Source organism: Achromobacter sp. 10T422, assembly GCF_056394065.1.
Map to the genome: position 1 here is coordinate 132,988 of NZ_JBFTHD010000003.1, position 18,649 is coordinate 151,636.

Genomic DNA, 18,649 nt, shown 5'->3' on the forward strand with positions numbered 1-18,649 from the left:
GGGGCGCTTGTGCGGATCAGGCGTCCAAGTGGGGCCGCATCAGCGCGTCAAACCACTCTTGAAAGACGGTCAGCCGGCGCGTGCGCTGCCGCCGGTGCGGATAGATCAACGACACCGGCATGGGCGCCGCGCGATACGCCGGCATCACTTCGACCAGCTCGCCGGCATCCAGCAAATGCTGAACATCGAAGCGCGGAATCTGGATGAGCCCCAGGCCGGCCAGGCAGCAGGCGATGTAGTTTTCGGCGTTGTCCACGGTCACCCGGCTGGGCAGCGGCCCGGGAAGCCCGGTGTCATCGCCGGGCGGCAATTCCCAAGGCAGTTCGCGGCCCGTCTTGGGTGACGCATAACCCACGGCCCAATGGCCGCCGGACAAGTCGGCAGGCTGGCGTGGTTCGCCATGCTCGCGCACATAGCCGGGGCTGGCGCAGTTGATCAGGGCGATCCGGCCCAGCGGCCGAACCACCAGGCTGCTATCGGCAAGCGCACCAATGCGTACGGCGCCGTCCACGCCTGCCTGCACCAGATCGATCGCGCGGTCAGTAGAGGTCAAAGCCAGTTCCAGCCGGGGATGGCGGCGCAGCAAGCCAGGCAGCGCCGGCGCAATCAGGCGGCGGGCGATACGGCTGGGCACATCAATGCTCAGCCGGCCCGACACCTGGCGCTGGCTGGCATGAAACAGCTGGTCGATGTCTTCCACTTCCGCCAGCAACGGGCGCACGCGCGCCAGCAGTTGTTCGCCGTCGGCCGTCAGGCGAACCTGCCGCGTCGTGCGGTGCAAAAGGCGCACGCCCAGTTGTGTTTCCAGCTGCTGGATGGCGGCCGACACCGACGCCCGCGGCGCGTCCAGCGCGTTGGCGGCTTTGATGAAGCTGCCCATTTCGGCGACGTGGGCGAAGACGCGGTATTGGTCGAATCTGTCCATGCGTGACAGAGTAGCCGCTTACTTTGTCGTGTAGCCGCCGTTGATCAAAATGGTCTGGCCCGTGATCCACCAGCCGTCGCTGACCAGGTGGCGGATGAACGGCACGACGTCTTCGATATCGGTCAGCCCCGTCTTGCTGAAGGGCGAGAGCGCGGCGGCGGTCTTGTGATACGCCACCGCATCGGCGCCTTCGGCCGGGTAGAAGAACGGCGTGTCCATCGGGCCGGGGCCGACTGCCGTGACCGAAATGCCGCGCGCGCCAAACTCTTTCGACGCCGCGCGGGTGTAGTGCTCAACCGGCGCCTTGGTGCCCGCATAGGCGGCATAGAACGGCGTGAACGCACCCAGCAACGACGTCACCAGCGTGCAGATCTTGCCGTGGTCGTTCACGTGCCGGCCCGCTTCGCGCAGGAAGAAAAACGCCGTCTTGGAATTCACCGCCGTCATCTCGTCGTACTCGGCTTCGCTGATCTCGGTGAACGGCTTCTTCAAGACCTTGCCAACGGTATTGATCGCGATATCGGGTTTGCCCACGGCTGCGATCGCATCCGCAAACAGCTTCTCGACCGCGCCCGCCGTCGTCAGGTCAGCTTGCAAGGCCACGGCCTTTGCGCCCGCCGCTTCAACGGCGGCCACGGTCGCGTCGGCATCGGCTTTCGACGCAGCGCTGTTGTAGTGGATGGCGATGGTGCGGGCGCCGTGCGCGGCAAGGTCGCGCGCAATCAACCCGCCCAGGTTCTTCGCCCCGCCCGCAATCAGCACGACTTTGCCGTTGATGGAATGGTCTGCCATGGAAAACCCCTTCATGAATCAATGGAGCTTCGAGCTTAGGCAAGGGCTTGCTGTGGATAAACCGGCTGGTGCGAGATGGATCATCCAGAAAAACCGCCCAATCCCGGGGGCGGGCGTGCAGGACGGGGGGCCCAAAAAAAAGCCGCCCCTGAAAAACAGGGACGGCTTTTCGGCGTGGCCGACGGCGTGCTTAGTCCACCTGCGCGCCGGACTGCTTGACCGCGCGGCCCCACTTGTCCACTTCCGCCGCGATGAATGCGCCGGTGGCTTCGGGCGTCAGCGGCATCGGTTCGGCGCCCCGGTCACGCAGGAACTTCTGCATTTCCGGCGTCGACAGCGCCTGGCCGATCTGCTTGCTCAGGTAGTTCGTCACTGCGGGCGGCGTGTCGCGCGGGGCCAGCACGGCGGCCCAGCCAATCGCCTCAAAGCCGGGGTAGCCGGATTCGGCCACGGTCGGCACGTCGGGCAGCTGCGGCAGGCGCTTGGCGGTGGTCACGGCCAGCGCCACGGCCTTCTTGTTCTGCACGTGCGGCAGGCCGGCCGTCACCGAATCCACCATCAACGGCACCTGGTGACCCAGGAAATCCGCTTGGGCCGGGCCACTGCCCTTGTACGGAATGTGGCGGATGTCGATATCGGCTGCGGCCTTGAACATCTCGGCCGACAAATGCTGCGTGCCGCCGATGCCGGCGCTGGCGTAGGCCAGTTCACCCGGATTGGCGCGCGCCTGCGTCACCAGCTGCTTGAGCGACGTGATGCCGGATGCCGGCGTGGCCAGGAACATCAGCGGCACCGAGAACACGCCCGACACCGGCGCGAAATCCTTGGTCAGGCTGTAGTTGATGGTCTTGTACAGCGTCTGGTTGACCGCGGCGGCGCTGCCCGCAATGACCAGCGTGTAGCCATCGGCGGGGGCGCGCATGGCTTGTTCCATGCCGATGTTGCTGCCGGCGCCAGCGCGGTTTTCCACCACGATCGGCTGCTTCACGGCCGCGCCCAGCTTTTCAGCCAGCGCGCGGGCGAAGATGTCGGTGGCCTGTCCGGGCGGGAACGGCACGATCAGGCGGATGGGTCGTTCGGGATATTCGGCGTGCACGGGCGCGCCGGCCGCCGCCAGCGCCAGGCCGGCTGCAAGACTGGAAAGGATACGTTTCATGATTGGTCAGTAAAAAGCGACAACGGGCTGCGCGCGTAGGGCGCGCCACTTGCATAAAATAGAGCGCCCGAGACGGCGGCCCTTTTGAGGCGGCCCGGGGCGAATCGGCGGGGGTGCGTCACGATAGCATCCCTCTGTCGGTGCTACATTTGCCCTTTCGCGTTTCCCCCGCGAAGTTTTCTTCTTCCCCTGTCCTTTCACCCCGCAGGAACCGCCATGGAATTCAGCCAGTTCAACGTCAACACCCTCATGGATATCACCTCCCGCCCGGACCTCGTGTTCGTCAGCGGCAAGGGGTCCTGGCTGGAGGATCACGCGGGCAAGCGATACCTGGACTTCGTGCAGGGCTGGGCCGTGAACACGCTGGGCCACTCGGCGCCGGAAATGCAGCGCGCGCTGATCGAACAGTCGCAAAAGCTGATGAACCCGTCGCCGGCGTTCTACAACATCCCCTCGATCGAGCTGGCGCAACGCCTGACCGGCGCGTCCTGCTTTGACCGCGTGTTCTTCGCCAACAGCGGCGGCGAAGCCAACGAAGGCGCCATCAAGCTGGCGCGCAAGTGGGGCCAGGTCAAGAAGAACGGCGCCTACAAGATCATCACGATGAACCACGGCTTCCACGGCCGCACGCTGGCCACGATGTCCGCATCGGGCAAGCCGGGCTGGGACAAGATGTTCGCCCCGCAAGTCGAAGGCTTCCCCAAGGCTGAGCTGAACGACCTGGAATCGGTGAAGAAGCTGATCGACGACAAGACCGTCGCCATCATGCTGGAGCCGGTGCAAGGTGAAGGCGGCGTCATCCCCGCCACCCGCGAATTCATGCAAGGCCTGCGCAAGCTGGCCGACGAAAACCAGCTGCTGCTGATCGTTGACGAAGTCCAGACCGGCATGGGCCGCACGGGCAAGATGTTCGCGTACCAGCATTCCGACGTCACGCCGGACATCATGACGCTGGCCAAGGGCATCGGCGGCGGCGTGCCGCTGGCCGCGCTGCTGGCGCGCCAGGACGCTTGCGTGTTCTCGCATGGCGACCAGGGCGGCACGTACAACGGCAACCCGCTGACCACCGCCGTCGGCGTCGCCGTGTTCGACGCGCTGGCCGCCCCGGGCTTCATGGACGCCGTCAACGCGCGCGCCAAGCAACTGTCCGAAGGCCTGCTGGCCCTGTCGGCCAAGTACGGCATGAAGGGCGAGCGCGGCCAAGGCCTGCTGCGCGCCTTGATCATGGACCGCGACGACGGCCCCGCCATCGTCGAAGCCGCCCGCAACCAGAACCCGCAAGGCCTGCTGCTGAACGCCCCGCGCCCCAACCTGCTGCGCTTCATGCCGGCGCTGAACGTCACGGCCGAAGAAATCGACCTGATGCTGACGCAACTGGACGCGCTGATCGCACAGGTGCGTAAGGCGTGATCGCGTCAGGTAGGTAGGGAATAAGCCAAGGGCCGCAGCAATGCGGCCCTTGTTTATTTGGAACGCCACCCATGGTGTGACGCGGCGGGGCGCCTATCGTGACTGGTATTGGTGTCGTGGTATTGGTGTCAGACTGCAATTTCGGTATTGGTGTCTGACTGCAATTTGCATTGCTGTCAGACTGCAATTTCCAACTTCGATAATGCAGTCTGATTGCTTGTGCGTGATTGCTTGTGCGCAGATTGCCTATGCACCAAAGCGCATCGTTTTCGATTCTGAATCGGAGTCCTTATGGCCCTCAAGCACGCGAACCCGCTGGATGTCGTCGACCTGCTTCATAGACCGAGCGCGGAACCGGACCCGCCCGTCAGCATCAGTCTGCTGCGCACGACGGATGTGCAGATTATTCGGCTTGTGTTGCCAGCGGGACATCGCATGCCCTCGCATCACGTTCAGGGTGTTATGACCCTGCAATGCCTGAACGGGCAGATCGACATCGAGGCGTCGGCTGGCCAGTGCACGCTCGTTGAAGGCCAATTGGTCATGTTGCCGGGCGACGAGCCCCACAGCCTGTACGCGCGCGTGCCATCGGTTGCGCTGCTCACGCTGATGCACAATCTTCCGGGTCGATGGCAACCTCGGGAGGGGTAGCGAAAATGCAGTCTCGAAAATGCAGTCTGACTGCATTTTTCTAAGGGCTGCAGAGATCGCGGCCCTTGTGTTCTGGGGCGTGGCGGCAGTGAAGGTGATGCCGTTGCTTGGTGATGGGTTGATAAAGGAATCGAAATGGACGCGAAGGAGTTCGTCGCGAATTGGAATGCGCTAAGGGCGGAATTGCTGGAGTCGTTCATGGCGCCAGAAGGCGCCAGCGACGTCGCAGCCAGGGTGCGGGCGATGGGCTTGTCAGCCGAGCAGGGCGAACAGATGCGGGTCGTGCTGGATGGCGTGCTTCGGGACACGATGTACACGCTGCTGTTGGGGCTGGATGGCGCCGCCAGCATCGGCGGAGATCAACAGGCCTTCACGATTGCCGATGAAGATGGGAACGTGATAGAGGGAATCGAAGACGAGGCTTGGGCGTCCTTTCAGGAACCGTTACTCAGCTGAAAATGCCGCGTCACCCATCGTTCGCACTCGTCCCACAGCCGGGGTGCGCCTCGTTTGATGACCGGCCCGTACCGCGAAAAAACCTGTTCCAGAGACACGCCGTTCTCGGTCCACGTTCCCCCGCCGGTATAAATATTCGTGAGTAGCGGCTGAAAGCGATCAAGCGCCTTCGCGAACTGCGCGTCTTCACTCTCTGCCCGTTCAAATTCCTGCCACAGGCTGAGATAGTCATCGCGTTGCGGCGAGGGCAACAATCCAAACAAGCGCTCGGCCGCTTTGAATTCCTGCTCGGCCTGCAACGCGGCGGATGACCCGCCGTGAATCGGAAAATCACCCACGTCTATCTCAACGATGTCATGCAGCAAGAGCATCTGGATGACCCGGTTCGTATTCACCGCGCCACTCGCGTACTCGTTCAGGATCAACGCGTACATCGCCAAGTGCCATGAGTGTTCGGCAGAGTTTTCCTTTCGGCTGCAGTCCAGCAGCGGAGACTGCCGGACGACGGATTTCAGCCGATCGATTTCTCTTAGGAAATTAAGCTGGCTTTCCAGAGGGGTTGAATGCATGCCAGGGCCTATGTGGGTATCGGTGTGCATGGGCTGATTTTACGTGCGGCGGCGTACATCCCAGAAGTTATGCGGGCTTTGAAAATGCCGTCTGACACCTTAAAGTTCCATCCGATTGCACCTCCTGAATTCCATTCTCGGTTAACGACCATGCCCTCACCCGCCGATGACGTTATCGCGCTATATCAAGACCACGCCGCTGCGTTTGAAGCGCAGCGTGGAACAACGCTTGTCGAACTCGGCTGGTTGACGCAGTTCCTGTCTTTACTGCCCGTCCCGCACCCGCAAGTGCTCGACATCGGTTGCGGAAGCGGTGTCCCCATCGCGCGCCATCTGATCGAAAACGGTTGCTCGATCACGGGTATCGATACCTCGTTGCCCTTGTTGACTCGGGCGCAATCCGCGTTCCCCAACCATCGATGGATCGCCGCTGATATGCGGCGATTGCCGTTCACCGAGCCCTTTCACGGTTTGATTGCCTGGCATAGTTTTTTCCATCTGAGCCCCGAAGATCAACGGCCCATGTTCAGCACCTTTCGGCGTCTTGCTTCGCCCGGGGCGGTGCTGATGTTCACCAGCGGCACGTCGCTGGGAGAAGCCATTGGCCAGTTCGAAGGCAAGCCGCTTTATCACGGCAGTTTGGATCGCGAGGAGTATCGGCAGCTGCTCAACGCCAATGGGTTTGCCGTGAAGCAGTATGTAGAGAACGATCCGGCTTGCGGGGGCGCCACGGTGTGGCTGGCGCAGCGGGAAGTTGGCACGCTTTGAGCGACAATGACGACCGCCCGAGCCGACCGAGCCGACCGAGCCGACCGAGCCGCCTGAGCGGCCCGAGCCACCACTAAGCCCACCACTAAGCCCGCCCGTAAACCCGCCGCAACCCCTCGCGGCATGCAAATACCCCGCATCAGGAAGCAGACTGCATGACCCAAGAAATGACTGCCGATTTCCAGCCGTTGCCCACATCCACCCTGGAATACATGCAAGCGCGACGCGCCCAGCTCCATGCGCTGGTTGCCCTGAATTTTCCCGACAGCGAACTGACGCACTCCGCCGCGGACTTTGAACTGCTGCAACGCATCGTCGATGCCGATCTCCTGGAAGCGGAAGACGTGGCGGGATGGGAAGCCATGGGCATTGCGTTTGGCGATGGCTTGACGACGATGGTCCCGGGCTTGGCGTGGGCGCAGGTCACCGACCAATTCGGCACGGATGCCGTGCTGCGCTATCAGGCGACGACGTTGCAGATTGGCGTGGTCACCATGCTGCTCAAGCGCGCCGAGGCGAACGAGGTGATCAACGTCGCGCATCTGGCGCAATGGCTGAAAACGTTCATCGAAGACAAAGCGCACGAATATCGTTGATTCACTTCGACGTGCGCGACGGCCCGTCAGTCGTGCGGCGCATTGCGGGATGATCGCTGATGCGCGGTCCCCCCTGCCGCACTCAGGTTGTACGCCGTATTGACCAAGCCAATGTGCGAGAACCCTTGCGGAAAATTCCCCACCAGGCGCTTGCGCACCACGTCGTATTCTTCGGACAGCAACCCCAGGTCATTGCGTAGCGACAGCAGGCGCCCAAACAATTGGTGCGCGTCGGCAAGCCGGCCTTGCATGATGTACGCATCGGCCAGCCAGAAGCTGCACGCCAGGAATACGCCTTCGTCACCGGGCAGGCCGTCGTCACTGTGCTGCGTGGAATACCGCAGCAGCAGGCCATCGCGCAGCAGTTCGCGTTCGATGGCGTCCACAGTGCCGGTCACGCGCGGATCATCCGGCGGCAGAAAGCCCACTTGGGGAATCAGCAACAGGCTCGCGTCCAGCGCCGTGCCGCCGTAGTACTGCACGAAGGTGTTGCGCTGCGCGTCAAAGCCGTGCGTGCAGATGTCTTGGCGGATTTCGTCGGCCAGCGCACGCCAACGGTCCACCGGGCCTTCCAGGCCAAATCGTTCGCAGGATTTCACGGTGCGATCCAACGCCACCCAGCACATCAGCCGCGAATGCGTGAACGCGCGGCGGGGTCCGCGCACCTCCCAGATGCCGTGATCCGGCTCGCGCCACAAGTCCTCGAGCGCCGTGAGCAGCACTTTTTGCATGCGCCATGCTTCAGCCAGCGGCGCCAGATCGGCCACACGGCCAGCGTGCAGGGTTTCGATCAGTTCGCCATACACGTCCAGCTGCATTTGCCCGGCCGCGGCGTTGCCCACACGCACGGGCGCGCTGCCTTCATAACCAGGCAGCCAGGGAATGTCGTGTTCGGGCAGCCAGCGTTCGCCGGCAATGCCGTACATGATCTGCAACTGATTGGGGTGGCCCGCCGCGGCGCGCAGCAGCCATTGCCGCCAGGCCTCGGCCTCTTCGCGATACCCGGCGTTCAGCAGCGCATACAAGGTCAGCGCCGAATCGCGCAGCCAGCAGTGGCGATAGTCCCAATTGCGGCTGCCGCCCAGTTGCTCGGGCAGCGACGTGGTGGGCGCTGCGACGATACCGCCTGTGGGTTGAAACGTCAGCAGCTTGAGCGTGATCAGTGACCGCACTACCGCGTCGCGCCGCTCGCCGGGGCCGTTCTCCCAATGGCAGCGCTTGGCCCATTCATGCCACCACGCAATCGTGCGGTCCATGCTTTCCATGCGGTCTGGCACGAAATGCGGCATCTTGTGCGAGCGGTGATACGACAAGGTGAACGGCACGGTCTCGTTTTGCCGCACGGTGAAATCCGCCACGCTTTTCATGTCGCGGCCAACCAGCGGCACGGCCGTGTGCAGCTCGACGGCGTCGGGTCCGGCGATGGCGCTCAAACCGTAATCGCGCCGACGTACCCAAGGCACCGCCTGCCCGTAGTTGAAGCGCAGCGTCAGTTCCATATGCATGTCGACGTGACCCCACTCGCCTTGCACGATACGCACCACGTCCACGCGTTCTTCATCGTCGCTAAGCGGCATGAAGTCGTAGACCCGCACGGCGCCGGTAGGCGTTTCATGGCGGGTTTCCAGCACGGCGGTTTCGGGCAGGTAGCGGCGGGTGGTGTTGCAGCCCGTATCAGAGCCCATATCGCAGCCCGTATCGCAGCCCGTGTTGTCGCCCGAGGGATGGTTCCTGGAATTGTCCGTGGGGTTTTCCACGGCGGGCGCCGTATTGCGCGGCGCAAGCAGCCAGCGTCCATGGCTGTCGTCGCCCAGCAAGGCGGCAAAGCAGGCGGGGGAATCGAAATGCGGCAGGCACAGCCAATCGATGGAGCCGTCGCGCGCAACCAGCGCCGCCGACAACATATTGCCGATCAGGCCGTAGTCTTCCAGGGGTTTGGACATATGCGCTTAACCCGCGCCGCGAAATTCGGGGTACAGCGTCATGCCGCCATCGACGAACAAGGTCGACCCCGTGACGTAATCAGAATCGTCGCTGGCCAACCACGCCACGGCGCGCGCCACGTCTTCCGGTTCGCCGATGCGTCCGTACGGAATCAGCTTGAGCAGCGACGCCAGKGCTTCCGGCGTGTTCCAGGCGGGAGCATTGATGGGCGTGCGGATGGCGCCGGGCGCAACGGAATTCACGCGTATCTTCATCGGCGCAAGCTCTTGCGCCAGCGACTGCATCAGCAGCGACACGCCGCCTTTCGAGGCCGCATAGTTGGATTGGAATGCCCACGGAATCACTTCGTGAACGGAGCTGATGAAGATGATTTTTCCTGCGGCGGCATCGGCTGGCGGCTTCGGCGTGCGATTCAAAAACGCCCGTGCGGCCGCGCGTGCGCACAGAAACTGGCCGGTCAGATTGGTGTCGATCACCTTTTGCCACTGGGCCAGCGTCATGTCCTGGATGGGAGCAGGCTGCTCGATGCCCGCGTTGTTGACCAGGATGTCGATGTCTTGAAAGTGATTGCTTGCCGCGCGGAACAATTGCTCGACATCGTCTTCGCGGCTGATGTCGGCGGCGATTGCAACGGCTTGTCCGCCTGCGTTGGTGATGTCCTGCACGACGGCATGGCCGCGTTGTTCGGAGTCTTGGTTGGGGCGATGGTTGACGACCACTTTCGCGCCAGCCCGCGCGAGTTCCAGCGCCACGCCGCGCCCAATGCCTGAATTGGCGCCGGTGACGATGGCCACACGCCCGGATAAGTCCACTGCATGCCGCATGCTGCTCTCTCCTTGCGGCGAGCCGATCCGGGGCGATGGCCGTGCGGATCTTGTCGCGCCGCGTTCGATAGCGAAAGTTCAGCTTAGTCCCGAACGCGTGCGGCTTCAACCTTCGGCTTCAAGCCTTCTCCCGCCGCCGTGCTCCGGCGCTTCGGCTCAGCTGACGTACCAGCCGCTGTTGTCGATACCCAACCCCATCAATAACAACCCGCAGGCAAGATGTCGTCCAGGTAAGCGCCCGGATTCGGTTCTGCCGTGAGCATGTGCCGCACCCATGCATCGCGCTCGTGCGCCGTGATGACTAGTTCCCAGACGCAGGCAAGTGCCGGCGCATGGACGGGCGTGAAAACTTCGGGTCGCTCCAGCGGCGCCGATAGCATGCACTGGCACACGATGCCGCCTGAGATCCACCAGTCCACCAGCAACCACACGGCTTCTTCGCCGACGTGGACGATGCAGAATCCCAGGCCATGGCTGCGCTCGTCAAGAGCAGGTTCGGTTAGCACTTCCACCATCGCAGCACGCACCGAGGCGAGCACCTTATCGGCCAGCACGACTGAACCCGCATCGATATCGCGATGAATACCGTAGACCTTGATGGCATGACCGGCGCCGCGCCAGATTTCAAGGGGTGCGATGCGGCGGGGAGCGTAGGGTTCGGGAGCAAGGCTCATTTCAGCAAGCTCGCGCACGCGTCGACCAAATCGTCGAAATGATGGAGCAGAACGTCCGGCGCGAGTTCCGCAGCCGGAACGTCGGAGTAGCCGAAATCGACCAGAATCAACGGCGTGCCGGCAGCCCGCGCCGCGCCGGCGTCGGTGTCGGCGTCGCCCACCATGACGGTGCGGGCAAGGTCGCCGCCCACTGCCTGGACCGCTTCGATCAGATGGGCGGGGTCGGGTTTGGCTGCGGTGACGGCGTCGATGCCGACGACGCCGTCGAACCATTGCGCCATGCTCAGTTTGCTCAGCAGTGTTCGTGACAAGCCGGTGGGTTTGTTGGTGCAGACGACGAGCGTTGCGCCGCGGTCCTTCAGCACTTTCAACGCATCGACGACGCCGGGGAAGGGCCGGGTTTCGTCGGCGATATGCGCGCTGTAATGGCTGATGAAGCGGCCGAAGAGCGCGGCGGTACGGGCGGCAGGGTCTTCTTCGCCTGCCGCCGCAAGGCCGGATTGCAGCAGCCAGCGGGCGCCACGGCTGACGAAGGGCCGGCCGGCTTCATAGGCCAGAGGCGGGTAGCCCTCGGCGGTCAGAATGGCATTCACGGCGCCGATCAGGTCGGGGGCCGATTCGACCAACGTGCCGTCAAGATCGAAGGCGATGGTGGCGCCGTCCAGTGCGTTGAGATCCGTCGTCATCATGTTCCTTCGTGCGCCTCGCCGACAGAATCGCGATACGCCACCGCGTACATCGCCGTCACCACGAACATGATCGGGACGCAGAGCAACACGCTTAGTGCGGCCATCGGCCAGTGTTCGGTTTCGAAGGCACCGTAGGTCAACGGTTCGAGGTTGATGGCGGCAAAGCTGGTCATCGCGATCAGTGCGAGCAGACACACCATCAATGGCCAACGCGGATAGTGCATCGGGGCACGTACACCGCCAGTGCCGGCCTCGTCAGCGCGTATCCCACCCAATCCATACTCCCCTGTTACCGCAGCGCGTGACAGGCTCACGCCGTACACGGCAAGCGCGTACAACACCGGCAGCCAGATCACCGCTAGCGCGGCGAGCAATGCGGCATAGAAGCGTCCGTCGGGCGGTGCGTCCAGCAACATGTAGACCGCATACGGCAGGTCGCCGGTTGCGCGCGCCAGGGCCGTGATGACGATGGCGATTGCGCTCAGCAGAACCAGGTACCGCGCCTCGCCCGAGCCGCCACGCGCCGCGGGCAAGCGGCTGGCCTCGCCCGCGGCGGCAATCTGGTGCCAGGCGTACGTCATGCGGGCAAACGCGATCAGGTTGATCAGGGCCAGCGCGGCCCACAGCAAATCCGATGGCTGGTTCAAGCGTGAAAACGTCAACGCAAACGGCAGCGATAACGTGAACGCGGCCAACGACCACGGTGCGGCGGCCAGCATGGCGCGGCCCTGGCGGCGGAGGACGCTGGCGGTTGCCGCCACAAGACGGCCGGCCCCAAGTTTGATCGACACAAGATTCCTTTTTTTTGGAAAAAAATGGCGGGTTGTTTATACCGCAGCCCCCGCTTTCCTGCGTAAACTTCGGGCATGCTACGCATCGACAATCTCAGCAAACGCTACGGCGACTATCTCGTCTTCCAAGGCCTGACGCATACGTTCACGCCGGGATGCGTGGCGCTATGCGAAGAAGACAGCACCGGCAAATCCAGCTTGCTGGGCATCATCGCGGGCGCGGTGGCGCCGGATGGCGGCGACGTCTGGATCGACGGACACTCGCTCGCCCACGCACCGCAACAAGCCCGGGCCCGTCTGGCCTATGTGCCCGACAATTGCCTGGCGTTTCCCACCCTGACCGGGCGTGAGCTGCTGCGGCAAGTGGCCGACGAAAAGCACGTGCCGCTTGGTGCTGCTGTGCTTGACCTTGCGTATCGTCTGGGCCTGGAGCCGCATCTGGACAAGCGCTTCGAACAGATGTCGACCGGTACGCGCCGCAAGGTGTATCTGACGGCCGCGGCGCTGGGGAATCCCGCGGTTGTCATCGCGGATGGCCCCAGCAGCGGCCTGGATGCGCAGGCCCGCGCCGTGCTGGCCGACGTGTTCAAGACCTGGGCGCAGGACCGCGTTGTGCTGTTCGCCAGCCACGACGCCGAACTTGTCGAGGCCTGTGACGCCAGCACGGTCAACGTGGCGGACTTGCGCTGACGTTGCGCCAGCTGGGAATCTCATATTCATAGGACGCCGCTTCCAGCGTCTCGTACTGCTTGAACCATGGGGCGACGTGCGGGTCGATATCGGCCGCCAACGTTGCCAGCCACGCCGCCAGTTCTTCCTCTGAGGTCAGCGTAATCAGCGCGCCGCTGGCAAAGCTGTTGTCGTCCACCAGACCCTGATTCGGCACCAGGTAGGCACGCCGATACAAGCGGCCTTTGTCCCAGATCTCGGTGGGCACATACACCGGCCATTCCCGCTCATAAGGCACGGACACGTACAGACCCAGCGACACCCGCTGCCGGTTCTCGAACGAGTCCTTGTAGCGGATCAGCTCCACGCCTTGCTCGACGTCGCCCACCTTGCGCCACAGGCAACGCTTGCGCTTCTTGCGCCAGCCGGCAAAGGCGGGATGCGGCCGCAACGTTTCCATAAAGCCGTTTTCGATGGGCTCGAAGTCGATAGGCATGTGAGCGTCTGATGGGTTTTCTTGCGCGACATTCAACACGGAACTCGCCCATCGTGCGTGGCAAAACATGACAAATGCAACGATTTCCTGGCGCGCTGGCGCACTGGCGGCATCGCGATATCATGGCCGGGCCGTTTTTTCTGCGAGGCCGCGCTGGCACGCCCTCGCCGTCCATCCTTGAATCAGAAAAAGGAAAGAAGAACGATGTCGCTTGTTCCCGTGCTCGCCCGAGTTTGCCTGATTGGACTTTTCACGCCTGCGGTCGCCCTTGCGCTGTCGCCGCCCGACCCCGAATGGGTCGCGAAAGTGGCCGAAACAACGGAGCGGCAACGGTCGAGCTTCGATAACGCGATTGGCAGTCTTGTGCGCGACGGCATGGCTTTGTTGGTGATTCCGACCATCAACCTTGATGCGGGGGGCCAGCGTAATTTCGACGACGCAGCCACGCGTGAGAAGTTTCTGCGCCAGCAAAGCCTGTTGATGCGTTGGAATCATAAGACCGAGCGCGACTATGCCATCACCGCCGGCCATGGCAAACACAAACTCGATCACTTCGACCTTGGGCCTCAGTTCCAAACACCAAATGGCGCGATCACGTATCAGGTGATTCCCGTGTGGCCGGGCGAATACCGTCTCAACGTCATCACTTATCGTCAGCCAGGAGCCGCGACTCCCAACGGGACGCGGAGTTGGACAATAGATGAGGCGTTGGAAGAAGTCGGCGTGTCTACGCTGATCGAGACGACGGATATCGGCTACAAGAAAACGGGTCCGTGGCCGCAGTACGAGAAAGCAACCGATGACGGATTGGGCGAGGGTTGCGAAGTGGTAGTACGTCTGGGGGGCGGCTGCGATGAAGCCGCTCGTGAATTCCGGTGGCAGCGCAGCGCCCAGCGCGGCGTCGAGGCCGGCACGGCCGAGGAGCTAGAGGTGCGAGGCATGACTGTGCAACTGCACTTTGCTCCGATCGCGTCAATCACCTTGAAAGAAGGCGAGGTCGTGTTGACCGATGGTTTCGTACTGATGGACGGCCAACCCGTGCTGAACATGGACAAGTGCCAGAAAACCGCGCGTGACACGATGTGCCTGATTCAGTCACTGACCGTGCAGCGCTTGCCCGCCAGCATCGAGAATTTTCGTCAGGCGCCCAGCGCCACGAGTTTCAAGATGCCCAAGATGGATGAGTTGCTGCGCGGCATGGTCTACAGAAAGCCAACCGTATACGGAAAGCCGATAGACAAGGCGTCGCCAAACGTGATCGAGGCATTCCGATAGCCAGGCTTGGAGGGGTAATGGGTTACGCCCCTGCCCCATCGTCACGCCACCCCACCAAACCGCTTATCCAGATACGCAATGATCTCGTTGGATTCATACATCCAGCGCGTGCCGTCCGCGTCGTCGATCCGCAGGCAAGGCACTTTCACCTTGCCGCCGCCCGCCAGCAATTGCTCACGCGCTTGCGGATCATTCTTGGCGTCGCGCAGCGCGACAGGCACATTCAGGCGATGCATTGCGCGACGCGTCTTCACGCAGAACGGGCAGGCATTGAATTGATAGAGCGCGAGCGCGGCGGCGTCTTTATTGACCGCCGCCTGGCCTTGTGCCGAGCGCTTCTGCGGGCGCGGGCGCGTCAACGCGTCGCCCAGCACAATCAACTGACCCAGGCCGACACGTAGGACTTTCACAAACATGGTGGGGGACTCGATAGGAAGAAAGAGGCAGCCAGTCTACCCTGTGTGCCTTCAGCCCTGTGACCTCAAGCCGATGACTTCAAGCCCATGGCTTCACGCCCATGGCTTCACGCCTGCTTCTGCGGCATCTCGTGCCCCTGCAAGGTCTTCAGCTTTCTTAATTCCGGGAACCATCGCATCCATAACCCGGCAACCGCGATGGTTCCCATACCGCCAATCACCACCGCCGGCACGGCGCCGAACAGTTCCGCCGTCAGCCCGGATTCAAATTCCCCCAGCTGATTCGACGCGCCAATGAACAAGGTGTTTACCGCGCTGACGCGCCCCAGCATGTGGTCGGGCGTGTTCAGCTGCACCAGCGACGAGCGCACCACGACGCTCACCGCGTCCGCCGCGCCCAGCACCACCAGCGCGGCGACTGATAGCGGAATGGAGGTCGACAAGCCAAACACCGTGGTCGCCAGCCCGAACACGATCAGCGAACCAAACAGCAGCCGCCCCACGTGTTCGCCCAGGCTCAAGCGGGCCAGCGTCAGCGACATCAACGCCGCGCCGCAAGCGGGGGCCGCGCGCAACGCGCCCAGCGCCCAGGGGCCGGCGTTGAGGATGTCTTTGGCGAAGATCGGCAGCAGCGCCGTGGCGCCGCCCAGCAGCACGGCGAACAAGTCCAGCGACAAGGTGCCAAGCAGCAAGCGCCGCTGGAAGATGAACGTGATGCCGGCGAACAGCGTGCGCCACGTCGTTGGTTCCTTGCGCGGCGGGGCGCGTTCGATCACCAGCGTGGCAATCGACGCGAAGGCCGACAGGTACAACGCCGCGGCGACACAATAGATCCACCCTGCCCCAAATCCATAACCGATGCCGCCCAGCGCGGGGCCGGCGATCTGCGCGATCTGGCCGCCCGAAGACGCCAAGGCGGTTGCGCGTGGCAGCCATTCGCGTGGCACCACGGCGGGGATCAGCGTGGACAAGGTCGGCGCTTCGAAGGCGCGCGCCGAGCTCATGATGATGATGGTGGCGTAGATCAGCGTCTTGCCGCCCACGCCGTGCAAGGCGGCAATGGCCAGCACCAGCGTGGCCAGCGTTTCCAGCGCCATGCAGAGGGCGACGATCTTGCGGCGGTCGTAGCGGTCGGCGACGTGGCCCACCACCAGCGTCAACGCGGCCATGGGCAGAAACTGCGCCAGGCCGATCAGCCCCAGGTCGATCGCGCTGCCGGACAGCGCGTAGATCTGCCAGCCCACCGCCACCGAGACGATCTGAAAGGCCAACGACGCGCTGACGCGCGCGAACAGGAAGTGCAGGAACGGGGGGCGGGTAAGCGGACTGGGGGAATCGGGGGCGGGCATGGGAGCGTGCGCGGCAGGCGCGCGGGCGGCGCCGGAAGGCACATTCTAGTGACAGCCGGCTGACGCGAAACTAAAGCGCCAGCCGGCAGGGCGATAGCCTGCGGTCAATGAGGCAAGCCTGACGACCACCGCGATGGCGCGCCAGGGCAAGCGCCTACGCCCCGATCGACACCAGTTCAGCGCCTTCGGTGACCTGGTCGCCCACGCCGTAGAACACTTCTTCGACCTTGCCATCGGCGGGCGCGGAGATCGTGTGTTCCATCTTCATGGCTTCCATCACCAGCAGCGGCTGGCCCTTTTCGACGGTGTCGCCCGCCTTGACCGAGATCGATATGATCTTGCCGGGCATCGGGGCCGTCAGGCCGCCGCTGTGCTCGCCTTGCGTGTCCTGCGCGTGCGTGAGGGGGTCGTAGAGCTCCAGGACGTGCACGCCGCCTTCGCCGAAGACGTGGGCGCGGTCGCCATGCAGCACGACCGTGCCGGCGTTCTCGTGGCCTGCCAGCGTGATGCGCAGGCCATAGGCCAGGTTCGGGTTGGCGCTGGCGTGCGAGCGCCACAGAAACGGTTGGGCGCCCGCGCCGGTGTCCAGCGTCCACGCGCTGCCCTGGCGGGCCACGGTGACGCGCCGCGTCTCGCCGTTGTCCACCCATTGCAGATGGCGTTGATATTGGTTGCCCAGGCGCCAGCCGTCGCGCGCGTCCCAGGGGTCTGCCGGACCTTTGCCGGAGGATGCCAGGCCGGGCTGGGCCAGGCCCTGGCGCACCAGCACGGCGGCCGAGGCCAGCGCCAGCGTGGCGGCATTGGCGGCTTGCGGTTCCGGCAGCAGCGTGGCGCGCTGGCGTTCGATCAGGCCCGTGTCCAGGTCGGCGGCGGCAAAGGCGCTGTCGCTCATCAGGCGCGACAGGAACGCGACGTTGGTTTGCACGCCCACGGCCTGCGTTTGCGCCAGCGCTTGCAGCATGCGGGCACGCGCTTGGTCGCGGTCAGCGCCGTGCACGATCAGCTTGGCGATCATCGGGTCATAGAACGGCGTGATGGTGTCGCCCGTGCGCACGCCGCCATCCACGCGGATATCGCCGTTGGTGAACGCGGTGTGCGGGGGCAGGCCCAGGTAGGCCAAGGTGCCAATCGACGGCAGGAAGCCCTTCTCAGGGTTCTCAGCGTAGATGCGGGCTTCGATGGCGTGGCCATTGATGCGCAGGTCTTCCTGGCGTGCAGGCAGCGGCTGGCCGGCCGCTACGCGCAATTGCCATTCAACCAGATCGTGACCCGTGATCATTTCGGTGACCGGGTGCTCGACCTGCAAACGCGTATTCATTTCCATGAAGTAGAAACGGCCGTCGGGTTCCGAGATGAACTCGACGGTGCCTGCGCCTACGTAGCCCACGGCGCGCGCGGCGGCCACGGCGGCCTCGCCCATGGCGCGGCGGCGTTCTTCCGTCATGCCCGGCGCGGGGGCTTCTTCAATGACCTTCTGGTGGCGGCGCTGCACCGAGCAATCGCGTTCAAACAGATAGACGCAATTGCCGTGCGTGTCGGCGAACACCTGGATTTCAATGTGGCGCGGCTTTTGCAGATAGCGTTCGATCAGCACGCGGTCGTCGCCGAAGCTGGACGCGGCTTCACGTTGGCACGAGGCCAATGCATCCAGGAATGCGCCCGATGATTCCACGACGCGCATGCCCTTGCCGCCGCCGCCCGCACTGGCCTTGATCAGCACGGGGTAGCCGATGCCATCGGCTTGGGTCTTGAGGAATTGCGGGTCTTGGTTGTCGCCGTGATAGCCCGGCACGAGCGGCACGCCGGCCTTTTCCATCAACGACTTCGCGGCCGACTTGCTGCCCATGGCGGCTATGGCCGAGGCGGGCGGGCCCACGAACGAGATGCCGGCTTTTTCCGCGGCTTCGGCAAAGGCTTCGTTTTCCGACAGGAAGCCGTAGCCCGGGTGGATGGCGCCCGCGCCGGTGTCGATGGCGGCTTGCAGAATGGCGTCGGCGCGCAGGTAGCTCGCGCGCGGTTCCGATCCGCCGATGTACACGGCCTGATCGCAGGCCGCCACGTGGCGCGCATTGGCGTCCGCATCCGAATACACGGCAACGGTGCGGATGCCCATGCGTCGGGCGGTGGCGGCGACGCGGCAGGCAATCTCTCCGCGATTGGCAATCAGCAAAGTGTCGAACATGAATGTCATCCTGGCTG

Annotated in this window: 20 protein-coding genes; 7 read left to right on the forward strand and 13 right to left on the reverse strand. The window is 63.7% G+C overall.

The annotated features are described in order from the left end of the window. Nucleotides 1-16: 16 nt before the first annotated feature. The 3 genes from AC1DB0_RS08245 to AC1DB0_RS08255 form a co-directional block, all read right to left on the reverse strand. Complete coding sequence (locus AC1DB0_RS08245) at nt 17-925, reverse strand: LysR family transcriptional regulator (RefSeq protein ID WP_476757337.1); 909 nt, start codon at nt 923-925, stop codon at nt 17-19. A gap of 18 nt (nt 926-943) precedes the next feature. Beyond that, nucleotides 944-1,717: an SDR family oxidoreductase gene (locus AC1DB0_RS08250; RefSeq protein ID WP_476757338.1), complete on the reverse strand. Its 774-nt coding sequence runs from the start codon at nt 1,715-1,717 to the stop codon at nt 944-946. 190 nt (nt 1,718-1,907) lie between these two features. Beyond that, on the reverse strand, nt 1,908-2,873 hold the full coding sequence (locus AC1DB0_RS08255) for a Bug family tripartite tricarboxylate transporter substrate binding protein (RefSeq protein ID WP_175170482.1): 966 nt from the start codon (nt 2,871-2,873) through the stop codon (nt 1,908-1,910). Nucleotides 2,874-3,089: 216 nt separating this feature from the next. Between AC1DB0_RS08255 and AC1DB0_RS08260 the strand changes: the two genes are divergently transcribed. The 3 genes from AC1DB0_RS08260 (at nt 3,090) to AC1DB0_RS08270 (ending at nt 5,390) form a co-directional block, all read left to right on the forward strand. Further along, nucleotides 3,090-4,283, forward strand: a complete 1,194-nt coding sequence (locus AC1DB0_RS08260; RefSeq protein ID WP_054420964.1) for an acetylornithine transaminase — start codon at nt 3,090-3,092, stop codon at nt 4,281-4,283. A gap of 291 nt (nt 4,284-4,574) precedes the next feature. After that, on the forward strand, nt 4,575-4,934 hold the full coding sequence (locus AC1DB0_RS08265; RefSeq protein ID WP_054420965.1) for a cupin domain-containing protein: 360 nt from the start codon (nt 4,575-4,577) through the stop codon (nt 4,932-4,934). 135 nt (nt 4,935-5,069) lie between these two features. Then, a complete protein-coding gene (locus AC1DB0_RS08270) occupies nt 5,070-5,390 on the forward strand; it encodes a hypothetical protein (RefSeq protein ID WP_054420966.1) in 321 nt (106 codons plus the stop codon). Here AC1DB0_RS08270 and AC1DB0_RS08275 read toward each other — a convergent pair. Then, complete coding sequence (locus tag AC1DB0_RS08275; protein WP_476757339.1) at nt 5,369-5,959, reverse strand: HD domain-containing protein; 591 nt, start codon at nt 5,957-5,959, stop codon at nt 5,369-5,371. The genes AC1DB0_RS08270 and AC1DB0_RS08275 overlap by 22 nt on opposite strands. Here AC1DB0_RS08275 and AC1DB0_RS08280 point away from each other — a divergent pair. Both AC1DB0_RS08280 and AC1DB0_RS08285 read left to right on the forward strand, forming a co-directional pair. After that, nucleotides 5,954-6,727, forward strand: a complete 774-nt coding sequence (locus AC1DB0_RS08280) for a class I SAM-dependent DNA methyltransferase (RefSeq protein ID WP_447576887.1) — start codon at nt 5,954-5,956, stop codon at nt 6,725-6,727. The two genes, AC1DB0_RS08275 and AC1DB0_RS08280, sit on opposite strands and share 6 nt — an antisense overlap. A gap of 155 nt (nt 6,728-6,882) precedes the next feature. Continuing rightward, a complete protein-coding gene (locus AC1DB0_RS08285) occupies nt 6,883-7,323 on the forward strand; it encodes a DUF3806 domain-containing protein (protein ID WP_054420969.1) in 441 nt (146 codons plus the stop codon). A 26-nt stretch (nt 7,324-7,349) separates the two neighbouring features. On the opposite strand, the gene AC1DB0_RS08290 is transcribed toward AC1DB0_RS08285, so the two are convergent. The 5 genes from AC1DB0_RS08290 to AC1DB0_RS08310 form a co-directional block, all read right to left on the reverse strand. Further along, a complete protein-coding gene (locus AC1DB0_RS08290) occupies nt 7,350-9,266 on the reverse strand; it encodes a glycoside hydrolase family 15 protein (protein WP_476757340.1) in 1,917 nt (638 codons plus the stop codon). Between the two features lie 6 nt (nt 9,267-9,272). Then, the gene (locus AC1DB0_RS08295) at nt 9,273-10,091 is read right to left on the reverse strand and encodes an SDR family oxidoreductase (protein WP_342066353.1); all 819 of its coding nucleotides are present in this window, start codon (nt 10,089-10,091) and stop codon (nt 9,273-9,275) included. Between the two features lie 197 nt (nt 10,092-10,288). Next, nucleotides 10,289-10,765, reverse strand: a complete 477-nt coding sequence (locus AC1DB0_RS08300; protein WP_175170486.1) for a hypothetical protein — start codon at nt 10,763-10,765, stop codon at nt 10,289-10,291. Next, nucleotides 10,762-11,454, reverse strand: coding sequence for a phosphoglycolate phosphatase (gph, locus tag AC1DB0_RS08305; protein ID WP_342066351.1), 693 nt, complete (start codon nt 11,452-11,454; stop codon nt 10,762-10,764). The genes AC1DB0_RS08300 and gph overlap by 4 nt, the downstream gene beginning before the upstream one ends. Continuing rightward, entirely contained in the window at nt 11,451-12,245 is a 795-nt protein-coding gene (locus AC1DB0_RS08310; RefSeq protein WP_245636241.1) for a hypothetical protein, read from the reverse strand. Before AC1DB0_RS08310 ends, gph begins: the two co-directional genes overlap by 4 nt. 75 nt (nt 12,246-12,320) lie before the next feature. Here AC1DB0_RS08310 and AC1DB0_RS08315 point away from each other — a divergent pair, with 75 nt between their 5' ends. After that, nucleotides 12,321-12,935: an ABC transporter ATP-binding protein gene (locus AC1DB0_RS08315; protein ID WP_476757341.1), complete on the forward strand. Its 615-nt coding sequence runs from the start codon at nt 12,321-12,323 to the stop codon at nt 12,933-12,935. On the opposite strand, the gene AC1DB0_RS08320 is transcribed toward AC1DB0_RS08315, so the two are convergent. Further along, the gene (locus tag AC1DB0_RS08320; protein ID WP_175170488.1) at nt 12,913-13,410 is read right to left on the reverse strand and encodes a hypothetical protein; all 498 of its coding nucleotides are present in this window, start codon (nt 13,408-13,410) and stop codon (nt 12,913-12,915) included. The genes AC1DB0_RS08315 and AC1DB0_RS08320 overlap by 23 nt on opposite strands. Before the next feature lie 57 nt (nt 13,411-13,467). On the opposite strand from AC1DB0_RS08320, the gene AC1DB0_RS08325 reads away from it, so the two are divergent. Continuing rightward, entirely contained in the window at nt 13,468-14,685 is a 1,218-nt protein-coding gene (locus AC1DB0_RS08325; RefSeq protein ID WP_476757342.1) for a hypothetical protein, read from the forward strand. 41 nt (nt 14,686-14,726) lie between these two features. On the opposite strand, the gene AC1DB0_RS08330 is transcribed toward AC1DB0_RS08325, so the two are convergent. From AC1DB0_RS08330 to AC1DB0_RS08340, 3 genes are all read right to left on the reverse strand, one after another. After that, nucleotides 14,727-15,101, reverse strand: coding sequence for a glutaredoxin family protein (locus AC1DB0_RS08330; protein WP_476757343.1), 375 nt, complete (start codon nt 15,099-15,101; stop codon nt 14,727-14,729). A gap of 107 nt (nt 15,102-15,208) precedes the next feature. Further along, nucleotides 15,209-16,450, reverse strand: a complete 1,242-nt coding sequence (locus tag AC1DB0_RS08335; RefSeq protein ID WP_342066345.1) for an MFS transporter — start codon at nt 16,448-16,450, stop codon at nt 15,209-15,211. A gap of 154 nt (nt 16,451-16,604) precedes the next feature. Further along, entirely contained in the window at nt 16,605-18,632 is a 2,028-nt protein-coding gene (locus AC1DB0_RS08340; protein WP_476757344.1) for an acetyl/propionyl/methylcrotonyl-CoA carboxylase subunit alpha, read from the reverse strand. Nucleotides 18,633-18,649: the final 17 nt, after the last annotated feature.